A 14,102-nucleotide genomic window follows, 5' to 3' on the forward strand; every position below is an offset into this window, starting at 1 on the left:
TTACGCCAAAGCCTTCAAAGACTCTTCAATTTTTGCCAGCTTGTCCACAGCGGCAGCATGTTTTGCACGGATGTCGTTGACCACTTTTTCAGGAGCCTTGCTGACAAATCCCTCATTGGACAGTTTCGCCTGGAGAGAAGCCAGATCTTTTTCACACTGCGCCTTTTCCTTATTCAAACGCGCCAGCTCTTTCTCGCGGTCAATCAGTTCCATCATGGGAATAAACGCACGTGCGGCATGTGTAACGACCTGAACGACACCTTTGGTCTCACCCTCATACGCAGGCGTAAAGTGGACTTCGTTTGCAAAAGCGAATTTTGCAAGATAGCTCTTTCCTGCTTCAAAAGGAGCCGCATCCGTCGTTTCGATGATCATCGTCGTACGCTTTGTGGGGTGCACGCCCATATCATTGCGCACTGCGCGAACCGCCTTGATCAAATCCATCACTTTTTCAAAGCTCTGTTCCTCAGCCGCATAGCACTGCGCCTCATCGTACACCGGCCAGCTCTCTGTCACCAGAGTTTCCCCGGTGCCAGGCAGCGCTGTATAAATCTCTTCTGTGATAAAGGGCATAAACGGATGCAGCAGCTTCAAAGCCCCTACCAGAATGCTCACGAGCAATTTGCGTGCGGAATCTGCCTCCTGCTCGTCTTCCGAGTTCAAGCGCAGCTTGGCGATCTCGATGTACCAATCGCAATAAACATCCCAAATGAAATCCTGCACTTTTTGAGCTGCGAGACCCAGTTCAAACTTATCCAGATTTTCCGACACGTTTTTGACCAGCGTATTAAAGCGGGACAAGATCCATTTGTCCGCCATGGTCAGCGTAGCGGGATCACCCGGCTGGAAATCTTCGGGCAGATTCATCATTACAAAGCGCGCAGCATTCCAAAGCTTATTGGCGAAGTTGCGGCTCGCTTTCACCTTTTCGTCCGAGAACCGCATATCGTTGCCCGGAGTGGAGCCAAGCACCAGCGTCAGACGCAATGCATCTGCGCCGTAATCTTTGATGACCTCCAGCGGATCAATGCCGTTGCCCAGACTTTTGGACATTTTTCGTCCCTGCGCATCACGAACAAGGCCGTGAATGAGGACCGTATTGAACGGAACCTGATCGGTATACGTCAATCCGGAGAAAATCATGCGGCTGACCCAGAACGTAATAATGTCGTATCCGGTGACCAGTGTATTGGTCGGATAGAAATATTTCAAATCTTCCGTTTCTTCCGGCCACCCCAGGGTGGAAAACGGCCACAGTGCGGAAGAGAACCAGGTGTCCAGCGTATCTTCATCCTGATGAACCGGCTTGCCGCACTTCGGGCAGACTGTCAGCGGTTCCGCAGAAACCGTGATTTCCCCGCAGTCATCGCAGTAGTAGGCCGGAATCCGATGGCCCCACCACAGCTGACGGCTGATGCACCAGTCACGGGTATTCTCCATCCAGAAATAATAGTTCTTGTCAAAACGCTCGGGCACAAATTTGATGCGACCATCCCGCACTGCTTCGATTGCAGGACCTGCCAGAGGCACCATCTTCACAAACCACTGCTTGGACACCATGGGCTCCACCGTGGTTCCGCAGCGATAGCACGTTCCCACGTTATGGGGATGCGGCTCAATGGACGCCAGATAACCGCCCGCTTCCAAATCGGCTACGATGGCCTTACGTGCCTCATAACGATCCATTCCGGCATATTTTCCGCAATCATCGGTCATATGCGCGTCATCCGTCAACACCTTAATGATCGGCAGATTATGCCGACGGCCCACTTCAAAGTCGTTCGGGTCGTGTGCAGGCGTAATTTTTACAACGCCTGTTCCAAATTCCATATCTACGTATTCATCGCAAACAATGGGGATTTCCTTGTTGACCAACGGCAAAATAACCTTTTTGCCATGCAGATGGCGGTAGCGTTCGTCATCGGGATGCACCGCCACCGCAGTATCACCCAGCATCGTCTCCGGGCGCGTGGTCGCCAGTTCCAAGTACTCGTCGGTTCCCACAATCGGATATTTCAGATGCCAGAAAAAGCTCTGCTGATCTTCATACTCCACCTCTGCATCCGAAATGGAGGTCTTGCAGTGCGGGCACCAGTTGATAATGCGCTCTCCGCGATAAATCAGGCCCTCGTCGTACAGCTTTTTAAAGACCTTCAGAACCGCACGTGAGCAACCTTCATCCATCGTAAAGCGTTCCCGCTTCCAGTCGCAGGAACATCCGAGTTTCTTCAACTGTTCCACAATGCGTCCGCCATACTGCTTTTTCCAGTCCCAGGCGCGCTCCAAAAACTTTTCGCGGCCGAGGTCCTGCTTGGTCAGGCCTTCTTCTTTCATTTTCGCCACGATTTTCGCTTCTGTGGCAATCGACGCATGGTCGGTACCGGGCACCCACAGCGCGGCATATCCCTGCATCCGTTTGTAACGAATCAGAATATCCTGCCAAGTCTCGTCCATCGCGTGCCCCATATGCAGCTGTCCTGTAATGTTGGGCGGCGGCATTACAATGGTATACGGTTTCTTTTCGGGATCACGCTGGGTGTGGAAATAACCGCTGTCCACCCATTTGGAATACAGACGATCTTCCACAGAACCCGGATCATAGATTTTATCAAGCTGTCTCATACTGATGTCCTCTCATCCTTCCTCTTGGTTTCAAAAGTTCCAAGCATCCACGGGAAATACCGTGATGCAGGCAAAGCAATCAGATAATACGCAGCAAGCATCATAAACACTTCCTGCAAAAGCATTGCCGCGCCGCCTGTTTCGGTAAGCGAAAAGCCCAGCGCCTCAAACGCCAGCGGAACCAGCAACTTCACGATGCTCTCCGCACCGCAGAACGCCAGAGTATGCCGTCCGGCCCGGCACAGGCCCGGCACTGCCTGAAGCACCAGCGCAACCGCCATGGCACACCAGATCCCATTGATCTCCAGTAAAAACGTCATGACCGCAGACAGATTGAAACTCATCTCTTCTATTCCGAACAGACTCGGGAAATACCCTCTTCCAAAGTAGAAATCCGTATAGAAAACATAAAAATTGACTAGTGTCAATCCGCCGAGAAGAATTTTCAGCCAAAGACGCGGACTGGTCTGCCTCCATTTTTGATAGCACACGCTGGCACAGTCGCCCAAAGAATAATAAATCAGAAAACGGCCCGCCAGTTCGATGCCCCAAGGCAGATACGGTCCTTCGTTGGTAAACTTGACCAGGCACGAAATCAAAAGGCTTGCCGCAAGCAGCAGCGGCTTTTTTCGAATCCACTTCATCAAAACCTGATAATAAATGCTCATCAGGAACAGGCACGGCAAGAACCACAAAGCCGGAAACGCCACGTCGTTTCGCATTGCGCGGAAAATCCGACGTACAATATCAATGATTTCCCCTTGGGGAAGCTCCAGCACGAAGGCTTTCAGCGCCAGTGCCAAAAAACTGAACGCAAAATAGGGAATCAAGATTCGTTTGGCTTTTTCTGCCACAAACGCGCCCAAGGGCTTGTCCTTTCTTCTGCCGGCAGAAAAGCCGGATGCAAAGAATAAAATCCCCAGTGCAGTATTCTGCGCCAATATGCCAAAACGTCCCATTCCGTCTGTGTGCGCGAGGTAAACGAAATAGACGCCGATCAGTTTCATAATGTCCAGCCAGCCAAACCGCTCCTTCTGCTGCATGCCATGCCCCCTTTTTAAAAATAAAAGCCGTCCCATGTGAAAAATCACATGGGACGGCTGAAAACCGCGGTACCACCCATTTTGGCTTTGTATAAGCCCACTCAAACCCTTTAACGCAGAGATACGAAAACGGCTGTGCAAAGTTCACCGTTTCTGCTCCAAAGCGACCATGCTTTCGCGTGTCTGCCGGTTTCCACCCGCCCGGCTCTCTTGTAAAGGCACCGATGCAAAAGCAACCTCTTTTTCACAGCATTTATGTATATAAGAATACTGTGTTCGCTTCGGTTTGTCAAGCGTCAGAGAATGATGCAGATCAGGCCCGAACAGCCTTCGTTGATCACGCGCTCCAATGTTTGCTGAATGCGCTGCCTGGCTTCCGGAGGCATGTTGAGCAGCTTGTTCTGCAACCCTTCATTGACCAGCTCATGCAGGCTTTTTCCAAAGATATTGCTCTGCCAGATTTTCAAAGGCTCGGCTTCAAAATCAGATAAAAGACTGGTCACCAGCTCTTCTGACTGCTTTTCCGTACCCACAATGGGCGCCACCTCTGTGGCGATATCCGCCCGCATCATGTGAATAGACGGTGCGCTTGCGCGCAGGCGCACGCCGTAGCGTCCCCCCTGCCGCATAATCTCTGGCTCCTCCAGCCGCAATTCATCCATGGACGGCAGTACAATCCCGTATCCCGTCGCATTGACTTCTTCCAGCGCACTTTCGATTTTTTCATACTTGCGACGAATATTCGCCAGATTGACAATACAGGGCATCAGGCTTGCTTCATCAAACACATCCAAACCGGTTTCTTCGCTAAGGATTTTGTAAAAGATATCCTCCTGCAGATTGAGCTCCATGACTACACAGCCGGTGCCCATATCCAGAGAACGCAGATGCCCGCCCTTGATGTATTCGCATTGAACCGGATTTCCCGGCTGAATCGCATCCTTCATGATAGAGATTCCCTCTGCGTACTGCTGAACCGCTTTATAGACGGAATCCTGAAGCCAATGACCCGGCTCCAACGCTGTCACCCAACGGGGCATTGCAAACGCGATCTCTTTCATGGGAAACTCAAACAGCACCTGTTTCAAAATCTCCGTGATATCTTCCACTGTCAGATCCACACAGCTCACCGGCAAAACCGGGCGCCCGTATTTAGCGCTCATGGCTGCAGCCAAATCCCTGCTTTCCGGTGATTCCGGAGCCACGCAGTTCAACAGGATCACATAGGGCTTTTGAATTGCATCCAGCTCTGCAATCACCCGCTGTTCCGCTTGCTCATATTCCGCTCTGGGAATATCGCTGATCGTTCCGTCTGTAGTAATCACCAGGCCGATGGTGGAATGCTCGCAAATTACCTTTCTCGTCCCTGTCTCTGCAGCCACATCAAAAGGTACTTCCTCTTCAAACCAGGGACTTTTTACCATGCGCGGCTTCTCATCTTCCTCATGGCCCATGGCGCCTGCAACCATATATCCTACACAATCGATCAAGCGGGTTCGGAAGGTCACGCCGTTGTCAAGGTCAATAGACACCGCCTGTTCCGGAACAAATTTGGGCTCGGTCGTCATAATCGTTCGGCCGGCTGCCGACTGAGGGAGTTCGTCTCTTGCCCGCTGCGCAAACGCGTCGTTTTGAATTTCCGGCAGCACCATCAACTCCATAAACCGTTTGATGAACGTGCTTTTACCGGTGCGCACGGGCCCCACCACACCAATGTAAATGTCTCCACCCGTCCGTTGAGCGATATCCATGTAAATATCCGAATGAAACATCTCCTTTTCCCCTCCTTACAGTGATGACGGGATCAGCAATTTGCAGGCCTCTGTCAATGGGCCATCCGATACTTGATTGGCCGTTGCAATTGCCTGTGGAGAAGCCGCATATCTCTTTGCAATGTCAAAGAGATCCTCTCCCGGCTGTGCAAAATAGATACGCAATGCAATGTCCCCGTCTTTTCGCTCTCTGGGGCCCGTAGAGCGCACGTCCTGCAGCACATCTGTTTTTCGGAACCCCGTCACCAATGCTTTCACATGGACCGCAGCATGTGCTTCTGTTTCTGTTCCGGCCTGGCGTGCTGTTGTATCCTGGGCAGAAAGTTCATATTGCACCATCATATTCTGTGAGGCTTCCGGATAGATTCCCGGAAGAAGTTCCTCGCAGATTTTGTCATAACAGTCCAGTTCACCCAAGGCATTTTTACACAGTAAATGCAGCATCGCCCGGCAGCGCAGCACACTGCCCGCATCCTGCTCCACAATGTCCAGAGAGAGTGGTGTTGCCCAGGCTTCCAGAACTTGGGCATGCTCATCCGGAAGTGCACCGGATGTTCCCAATTCAAAGGCGCTGTCGATTTCATCCAGAACAAACTCCATGGAACGTTCGCCTCTGTTCATTTCAATCTCATCCTGCGTGGAAAAAGCATCACAGACAGCAATCTGTTGAATCTCCCGATACACCCGCACCTGAACCAACGCCGTAATGGAAAGCAGGTTTTGTTCGGGTGACTCTTCCGGGCCGGCAGTAATCGTACAGCCTGTGGGCTCCACTAATACGAAGGCCTTGCAGTTCTCACTTGCGCCGTCCACATCCATCACCGTATTGAAGGGGGCCTGCTTTTTCTCATGAATGAATTCCGCCCCCGGAGCGGCTCGGTACACAATCTCCGTCGATAACGTTCCTTTCACGACCGCTTTTCCCGTCAGCAGCTTCACTTCGGAAATTTCGCTTTCGCACCGTGTGGAAAGAATCATCACAGGCATTTTTTCAAAAGAAATGTCTTCTTCTGCAGTAATCAGCTTTTCCTGAATTCCCACATTGGCAATCCCGGCCAGTTCGCAGGTTTTCTGCTCAATTCCGCCGCCTGCCAGTGCGGTAATGATCTCATTCTCTTCCTGTGCGCAGGCAGTGATATTTAATGCGTACGCGCCGCGCACATCCACGCGGCGTCCGCTGACAGCGCGACAATTCAGATATTCCGGTTCTCCTGAAATCTGAATGACAGGAGCAACATTGGCAGTTTCCCGCAGCTCCACCTGTTTTGTAAAGGGGATCTTCTGCTCTGTTTGACACAGCCCCTCTTCTCCATCGCCCTGATAGTATACAATACAGCGCAAATATCCTTCTGCCGTCAACCTGCCTGCCATTACCTGTTTTTGCAAAACAACCGGATACACAAAGCACTTCACAATTTTAAAGACTTGCGGCAGATAATCCGGGATCAAGATTTCCGTTTCCACCGGAAGTTCCAGCTTTGTCTCGCATATATTCTGCGAAGTCATCACAGTGTCTTGATACGATTTCAACTCCATACGTCCTGTCGCCCCTTTCGCTGTTCTAGCTAATCTATATTCACGGACGTGCCACAATATGAAAAAAGAAATCCGGATATGCGATTTTACCCGCATACCCGGATTTCTCCATAGCAAACGATTGAATTTATTTCACTTTAAAAAGCGCCTTCAAAATACCCGCCAGACATTTGGGACTTTTCCACACAACTACTTTCATTGCCCAATTCCTCCCTCTGCAATGGATTATGCCATTCTATACAAATGCAGAGAAAAATGTTCCTCCTTTTACATATGGCAGAACATCAAATATAAAGAACCTTTTTCGAAAGAGATCATTGCTTTCTCGTCCACAAATTCGTTGCTGACTCCCACCGGAAAAGCATTGGTCAGCGTGGCATCGGTAAGTGGATACTTCAGTCCGCGCAGTGTAACACCACCGGTCTCCTTTTCCGCCGTAAAGAGCGAAACATAGACGTCCTCTCTCTTTGCAAACTCATATGTTCCCGGAAGCAGAACTGTCACCTCTGTCGTCTCATCCACCAGAAATCCTTTTACACCGGATTGGGCCAAATAGAAAAGCGTTTGCAGGTTGGCCATCGTATGGTCAAATCTCCCGCCGATTCCGCCCAGAATCACCACTTCTTCAAAGCCGATCTCCAGCGCTTTGCGCACTGCATAATAGGTATCTGTATCGTCTTTCTCCGCCGGGAGACGTACTGTGCAAGCATCCAGTTCCGGTGCTGGCGCACTGTCATAATCTCCCAAAAGCAGGTCCGTCTTGACGCCCAAAGCCCGGGCACTCTCGTATCCTGCATCTGCGGCAATCACATAATCCGCATTGTCCCACCACTCATGCAGTGCAGCGGAAACCGGCAAGGCTGCAAAAATCACACAGCGTTTCATAAACATCCTCTCCTGAAAAAGCAGAGGTGAGCACCGCTCACCTCTGCCAGTCATCCCGTTGCTTCGCTTCCTGATAAAGCGCAACGTAACTCTCATAACGGGTTTTATCCAATTCGCCCTGCTCCAATGCACGGCGTACGGCACACCCTTTTTCAACCAGATGCGAACACCCTGTAAACTGGCATTCTCCAAAATAGCGGGCAATATCCGGAAATGCAAACTGCAGATTCTCTTTCGGAATCGCGGCAGCCCGCTCCATATCCAAGCTGGCAAATCCCGGCGTATCTGCCACCAGGCCATCGCAACACTCGTAAAGCTGAACTTCCCGCGTCGTGTGACGCCCCCGACCGAGTTTCCGGCTGATTTCACCTGTTTCCAAAGAATGATCCGGCAAAAGTGCGCTGAGCAATGTAGACTTACCTACCCCGGAATTGCCGCAGAACACACTGAGCTTTCCGGAAAGCATCTCTCGCAAAGCATCCATTCCGGTTCCATCCATCGCATTGACGCACAAAACCGGAATTTGGGAATGTTCATAACAGCTTGCCAAACCGCTGGCACTCTCCAGATCCGATTTTGTAATCAAAAGGATCGGTTGCACATTCCGGTCCACTGCAATCGCAGTCAATTTGTCAATCACCAGTGTGCTCGGCACCGGCTGCACCGTGCTGGCCACAATGAAAAACTGATCCACATTGGCAATCGGCGGTCTGACAAACACGTTTTTTCGGGGCAAAATCTCTGAAATAACCCATGCGTCTGCCTGTTTTTCAAGGCGCACACAATCCCCTGCCACCGGGGTAATTTTTTTCTTGCGAAAAATTCCTTTGGGTTTGCACTCCACCACGCCTTCGCTGGTGTGAACATAATAAAAACCGCCGATGCCTTTTACAATATAATTTTCTAAAATCATTCCGGTGCCTTTCTTGTCTGCAGGCATACATAACAGAACTGATAGCCGTTTTCATCGGGCGGTGACCAGGAATGAACATGTCCGGTCTCTGTCACATCCGGCACTTCCGGCTCACCGGAAGAAACATAGAGCGTCACCGTGTCTCCAGCCTGCAAAAGAATTCCGGGCTGCGGCGACTGGCTCAGCACGGTTCCTTTCGGAGAAGAGCTGTCCCGTGTTACTACTTTGACCTTCAACTTCAGTGGAAGCAAAAGATTGTTTGCTTCCGACTGTGTTTTTCCGACGCAGTTCGGAACATTCGAACTCTTCGATTGATCCGCCTGGCTTACATAAAGGGAAACCGTTGTTCCTGTCTGCACGGTTTCGCCCGCCACCGGGTCGGTCCGTAGGACTGTATCCGGATCATCTTCTTCGCTTTCCTCATACCGAATCAAAACTTCGACGCCCAGCTCCTTCAATTTTTCCCGCGCCGTTTCCCGTTTCCATCCGGACACATCCGGAATTTCTACATATTCAGTACCCTTGCTTACACGCAAGGTAATCACCGAATTTTCTTTGACCTTTTTGGGCGGTTTCGGGGACTGATCGTAAATCACTCCCTCTTCCACCTCGGAATTATACTCTTCTTCAAACTGAAGCTTAAAACTGGCATAGGCAGGGTTGCTTTCCACTTCCTCACGTGTCATCTGCGTGAAATTGGGCAGCTCCACATCGTCGGCCGTCGTAAACAAAGGGTTGCCGGAAAACAGGAAAAGCGCCGCGATTAAAAGGATGCTGCACAGTGTAAAGACCAGCGTAAACCAGCCCATATAAAACGCAAAATGGTGTTTTTTCTTCACGGCATCTTCGTCATCTTCACCGCACACCTGTTTCGAAGCCGGCTCTTGCAGTGTCTGTGAAGTCTTTTCCGGCTCAATAGACGGCTGCGGAACTTCATCGTCCACCTGCTCATTCTGCAGGGGCACAAATTCCTGCTCTGCCTCTTCCTCTGCAGTGTCCAAAGATTCGGCCGCTGTTTCTTCTGCAACCGGCATCTGCTCAACGACCGGCTCCTCTTCCGCTGGCTCCTCCGGCGCTTCCGTCGTCACCGGTTCCTCAGCAACTACGTCTTTCTCAGCCGCCGGTTCGCTCATACTCACAGAAGTATCTTCTGCTTGCTCCGCCTCCCTGTCCGGTTCAACCGGTACTGCCGGCTCTTTCTCCACTGGTTCCGGCACAACAGATTCGTCAGAAATCTCAATCGCTGCCTGTTCCAATTTTCGGGGGCGAGGCCGCGGTGCCTGGTTGTTTTTCCGCGGCCGTCCCCCTTGTTTTCGCTGTTTCTTTCTTCTGGCTGGCGAAACAGATTTTTCCTTACCCTCTGCCGATCCGCTTTCTTCCCTGACAATTGGATCGTTGAAGATTTCCTTTTCATGTTCCATTACGAACGATATGACCTCCACTTTTCATTGATGCTTTTGGGCCGCACAATCAGCCTCCCGCACCTTCTGCCGGTGTGGATGAAGAAGACGGCACAACCGTCGAACTGGAAGACGGAACATCACCACCGGGAGTCGCACTGCCACCGTATGGGCCAACGACAACGTCGCCACCATTCTCGGTAAAGTCAACCGTGATGGTATCACTCCAGCCCGGAATGGGTCCTGTAATCACAAGCGTACGCACTCCGGAAGACGAGAACACAACGGCACTGCTGCCTGCTACGCCGCGGGTAGAATAAGCCGGCGCGCTCTGTCCGTCATCCAGCGTACATGTCCAAGTTCCGCCGTCATTGGTATCCAAGAACTGAAGCGTGATGGTACGATTGCGATTCTGAATTCCGGTAGAAACCGTATAATGCACTGCCTTGTTCTTCTTCAGTGTTGAACCGGCTTCCGGCGTCTGCGAAATAATAGTTCCGGCCGGCGCTTCATTTTCCACTTCATTGGCGGTTCCCAACGTCAGGCCCGCGGCCTCAAGCGTTTTCTGAGCCGTTTCCACATCCATATTGAGAATGCTGGGGACCAGCGCGTCTGTATCCACGTGCTCACGGCTGACCACGACTTCGACCATCTGGCCGCTCTCATATTCGGTATTGGCCACCGGATCAGTATTCAGTACAATGCCCTCCGCAACATCGGTGCTCTCCTGCTTTTTCACCCGCACGCTAAATCCGGCCTCTTTCAAAGTCTTCTGTGCCTCTTCCTGCGTCATGCCGACTACATCCGGCACGGTCAGCATCTGCACGCCTTTGCTGACGCGCAGCGTAACCACAGAGTTTTCCTTGACCTTTTTGGGCGCCTTGGGCGACTGGTCGTAAACAATCCCCGCTTCCTTTTCGCTGTTGTATTCCTCTTCCACTTCAAAACGGAAAGGATACTGACTATTATTTATGATGTCATCCACGTTCATATTCGTGAAGTTGGGCAAGTCCACATCATTATAGCGTGTAAAAAGCTGATTCGGCGCACTCTTGAAAATCACAATAACAAGAATGATCGCACCGATGGCAAATGCGGCCGCCACACCGGCCAAAATCGGAAGCGCCATCCGCCAATTTCCGCTGCCGGAAAGCGCACTGACAAAGCCGGCCTTTTTCGCCGGAGCTTTTCTCCGATTCGGTGTTCTGGCAGGTTGTTTTGAAGTCGTTTTACTCACCACTTTATCCACATAACGTGTCGGTTCCGGATCATTGAGATATTGGTATTCAAACTTCACACTCGGGTTACGCTTGAATTCTTCCAAATCCGCCAGCATGGCGCGCGCTGAAGGATACCGATCCCGCGGGTCTTTGGCCATCGCGCGATTGGTAATTGCTTCCAGCGCCTCCGGCACTGCGGCATTCAACTGGCGCAAAGGCGTAGGCGTATCGGAAATTTGTTTGATTGCCACAGAAACAGGACTGTCCGAATCGAAGGGAAGCTTTCCGGACAGCATTTCGTACATCATAATGCCGACAGAATAAATATCCGCCTTAGCATCTGTGGTATCGCCGCGTGCCTGCTCCGGACTGATATAGTGGACCGAACCAATGGCTTTGTCTGTCATGGTTTGGCTCTCGCTGCGTGAAAAGCGTGCGATTCCAAAATCCATCACTTTGATAGAGCCGTTGGAAAGGAGCATAATGTTCTGGGGCTTTACATCGCGGTGAACGATGCCCTTTTCATGGGCATGATGCAGTGCCAAAAGCACCTGCGTCACAAAATGCAGCGTTTCTTTATATGTGAGGGGCTGCGCGCGATACTCCATATATTCTTTCAGGGTGATTCCGTCGATGTACTCCATGACAATGTACTGCAAATTGCCCGTCATGTTTACATCGTACACCTTGACGATATTGGGATGATCCAACACAGAAATTGCTTTTGATTCATTTTTAAAACGACGAACAAGGTCTGTGTTCTCCAAAAATTCTTCCCGCAAAACCTTGATCGCTACTGTACGCCCTGTCTGCGTATCATGGCCTTTGTAAACATTGGCCATTCCGCCAGACCCCAACAGTTGTTCAATCAGATAACGGCCATCCAGCCGCTGGTTGATTAAATTATCCATATTATTTCTCCGCAGCCTCCACTTCTACAAGTAAAACCGTAATGTTGTCCAGTCCGCCCGCTTCCAGGGCGGCGTCCACCATACGATCTGCAGCAGTAAAGAAATCATCTTTTTCCAAGATGGACTCCATTTGATCAATCGTGACGAAATTACTCAGGCCGTCTGAGCACAGCAAAAGAATGTCACCCGGTCGAACCGGAATGGAATTACAATCCGTCAAGACCTCTGCCCCTACGCCCAGCGCCCTTGTGATCAGATTTTTGCGCGGATGGGTAGCAGCTTCCTGTTCCGTGATTGCCCCTTGCTCCACCAGCTCCTGCACCATGGAATGATCCCGCGTCAGCTGACTGAGTGTATGTCCATGATAAAGATACGCGCGTGAATCCCCGACATGTGCATAATACGCCATGCTCTTCTGGATAATGGCGCACACAGCTGTGGTACCCATTCCCCGCGTTGCAGGATTCTCCATCGCTTTTGTGTAAACAGCATCATTTGCTTCTTCCACAGCTGCGCACAAAAGCTCGTACGCGGATTCCTCATTGTGAACGCCCGGCACACCTTCCAGAAAAACCTCTTCCATTTTTGCCGTTGCCAGGTTGCTGGCCAGTCTGCCGCCACGCGCACCGCCCATCCCATCGCACACAACTGCCCACGCGGTATCATCCGGCAGGCGGCCGGCACGATAGCTGTCCTGGTTTTCCGCACGCTGGTTGCCAATATCCGTCTTCGCCACCAGCCTCATGTGGCTGTTCCCCCTTTTGCCTCACGCCGCAATTGTCCGCATGCTGCGCTGATATCTGACCCCAATCTCCGGCGAACCGTAGCATTTACACCCAGTTTTAAAAGCGTCTCCTGGAACCGTTTCACATTCGCTGCATCCGTCGCCGAATAGGGTGAGCCATCCACGGGGTTGATCGGGATCAGGTTCACATGAGCCCCCATTCCCCGAATCAGCCGTGCCAGTTCCTGCGCGGTGGCGTCGCTGTCGTTCACCCCGTGAACCATGGCATATTCAAAGCTGATTCGCCGGCCCGTCTCACGCTGGTACGAACGGCATGCATCAATCAACTGTTCCACCGGATACGCATCGTTCACCGGCATCATCGCACTTCGCATCTCATTGAGCGGGGCGTGCAAAGAAATGGAAAGCGTCAGCTGCAAATGTCTTTGCGCCAGCTTTTCAATCATCGGCACAAGGCCGCAGGTGGAAAGGCTGATGTTCCGCATTCCAATATTGACGCCTTCCGGAGATGAAATAATCGATAAAAAGTCCATGACGTTGTCAAAATTGTCGAGCGGTTCACCAATTCCCATCAGAACGATATGAGACACTCGCTGTCCCATGTCGGCCATGGCCGCATAAATTTCCCCTGCGATTTCCCCAGCTGTCAGATTTCGTACGCGTCCGCCCTGCGTAGATGCGCAAAAACGGCATCCCATACGGCATCCGACCTGTGAAGACACACAAACAGTATTGCCGTAAGAGTACTGCATCCATACCGTTTCAATGCAATTCCCGTCCGGCAGGCGAAACAGATATTTCACCGTACCATCCCGCGACTGCTGTCTCCTCTCAATGGAAAGCGTTTCGATCAGGCATTTTTCCTCAAGCTGTGCAAGAAACGTCTTGGGCTGGTCGGTCATCTCGGAAAAAGAATGCACGCCTCGCTGATGAAGCCAATGAAAAATCTGCTTTGCACGAAAAGCCGGCTGCCCTTGTTCTTTTACAAAAGAAGTTAACTGCTCCAGCGTGAATGAAGAAATCCTTATCTGACTCATTGTATCACAATCTCCATC

At 51.3% G+C, this 14,102-nt stretch carries 10 protein-coding genes and 1 other annotated feature; all 10 genes read right to left on the minus strand.

All coding sequences use genetic code 11. The features are described 5' to 3' along the window. A complete protein-coding gene (locus ACKTS9_RS02250) occupies positions 1-2,622 on the minus strand; it encodes a valine--tRNA ligase (RefSeq protein ID WP_407878715.1) in 2,622 nt (873 codons plus the stop codon). Further along, entirely contained in the window at positions 2,619-3,665 is a 1,047-nt protein-coding gene (locus ACKTS9_RS02255) for an acyltransferase (RefSeq protein WP_349215412.1), read from the minus strand. The genes ACKTS9_RS02250 and ACKTS9_RS02255 overlap by 4 nt, the downstream gene beginning before the upstream one ends. 46 nt (positions 3,666-3,711) lie before the next feature. Further along, positions 3,712-3,922 (minus strand) — a binding site (T-box leader). A 39-nt stretch (positions 3,923-3,961) separates the two neighbouring features. After that, positions 3,962-5,437: a stage IV sporulation protein A gene (gene spoIVA / locus ACKTS9_RS02260; protein WP_407878718.1), complete on the minus strand. Its 1,476-nt coding sequence runs from the start codon at positions 5,435-5,437 to the stop codon at positions 3,962-3,964. A 15-nt stretch (positions 5,438-5,452) separates the two neighbouring features. Continuing rightward, positions 5,453-6,973, minus strand: coding sequence for a DUF3794 and LysM peptidoglycan-binding domain-containing protein (locus ACKTS9_RS02265; RefSeq protein WP_407878720.1), 1,521 nt, complete (start codon positions 6,971-6,973; stop codon positions 5,453-5,455). 267 nt (positions 6,974-7,240) lie between these two features. After that, entirely contained in the window at positions 7,241-7,858 is a 618-nt protein-coding gene (locus ACKTS9_RS02270; RefSeq protein WP_407878722.1) for a thiamine diphosphokinase, read from the minus strand. A gap of 37 nt (positions 7,859-7,895) precedes the next feature. Next, positions 7,896-8,771: a ribosome small subunit-dependent GTPase A gene (gene rsgA, locus ACKTS9_RS02275; protein WP_407878724.1), complete on the minus strand. Its 876-nt coding sequence runs from the start codon at positions 8,769-8,771 to the stop codon at positions 7,896-7,898. Further along, positions 8,768-9,904: a PASTA domain-containing protein gene (locus ACKTS9_RS02280; protein WP_407882062.1), complete on the minus strand. Its 1,137-nt coding sequence runs from the start codon at positions 9,902-9,904 to the stop codon at positions 8,768-8,770. The genes rsgA and ACKTS9_RS02280 overlap by 4 nt, the downstream gene beginning before the upstream one ends. Positions 9,905-10,241: 337 nt before the next feature. After that, positions 10,242-12,302, minus strand: coding sequence for a Stk1 family PASTA domain-containing Ser/Thr kinase (gene pknB / locus ACKTS9_RS02285; RefSeq protein ID WP_349215406.1), 2,061 nt, complete (start codon positions 12,300-12,302; stop codon positions 10,242-10,244). A 1-nt stretch (position 12,303) separates the two neighbouring features. Beyond that, a complete protein-coding gene (locus tag ACKTS9_RS02290; protein ID WP_349215405.1) occupies positions 12,304-13,047 on the minus strand; it encodes a Stp1/IreP family PP2C-type Ser/Thr phosphatase in 744 nt (247 codons plus the stop codon). Continuing rightward, on the minus strand, positions 13,044-14,084 hold the full coding sequence (rlmN, locus tag ACKTS9_RS02295; protein WP_349215404.1) for a 23S rRNA (adenine(2503)-C(2))-methyltransferase RlmN: 1,041 nt from the start codon (positions 14,082-14,084) through the stop codon (positions 13,044-13,046). The genes ACKTS9_RS02290 and rlmN overlap by 4 nt, the downstream gene beginning before the upstream one ends. Between the last annotated feature and the right edge of the window lie 18 nt (positions 14,085-14,102).

Origin of the sequence: Owariibacterium komagatae (genome assembly GCF_045865535.1) — a bacterium.
Taxonomy (GTDB): domain Bacteria; phylum Bacillota; class Clostridia; order Oscillospirales; family Ruminococcaceae; genus Ruthenibacterium; species Ruthenibacterium komagatae.

What these genes read in the sequence shown, in the direction of transcription:
- rlmN (WP_349215404.1), bottom strand. Translation starts at nt 14,084, where the DNA reads ATGAGTCAGATAAGGATTTCTTCATTCACGCTGGAGCAGTTAACTTCT.
- pknB (WP_349215406.1), bottom strand. Translation starts at nt 12,302, where the DNA reads ATGGATAATTTAATCAACCAGCGGCTGGATGGCCGTTATCTGATTGAA.
- ACKTS9_RS02270 (WP_407878722.1), bottom strand. Translation starts at nt 7,858, where the DNA reads ATGAAACGCTGTGTGATTTTTGCAGCCTTGCCGGTTTCCGCTGCACTG.
- spoIVA (WP_407878718.1), bottom strand. Translation starts at nt 5,437, where the DNA reads ATGTTTCATTCGGATATTTACATGGATATCGCTCAACGGACGGGTGGA.
- ACKTS9_RS02280 (WP_407882062.1), bottom strand. Translation starts at nt 9,904, where the DNA reads ATGAGCGAACCGGCGGCTGAGAAAGACGTAGTTGCTGAGGAACCGGTG.
- ACKTS9_RS02265 (WP_407878720.1), bottom strand. Translation starts at nt 6,973, where the DNA reads ATGGAGTTGAAATCGTATCAAGACACTGTGATGACTTCGCAGAATATA.
- ACKTS9_RS02250 (WP_407878715.1), bottom strand. Translation starts at nt 2,622, where the DNA reads ATGAGACAGCTTGATAAAATCTATGATCCGGGTTCTGTGGAAGATCGT.
- ACKTS9_RS02255 (WP_349215412.1), bottom strand. Translation starts at nt 3,665, where the DNA reads ATGCAGCAGAAGGAGCGGTTTGGCTGGCTGGACATTATGAAACTGATC.
- rsgA (WP_407878724.1), bottom strand. Translation starts at nt 8,771, where the DNA reads ATGATTTTAGAAAATTATATTGTAAAAGGCATCGGCGGTTTTTATTAT.
- ACKTS9_RS02290 (WP_349215405.1), bottom strand. Translation starts at nt 13,047, where the DNA reads ATGAGGCTGGTGGCGAAGACGGATATTGGCAACCAGCGTGCGGAAAAC.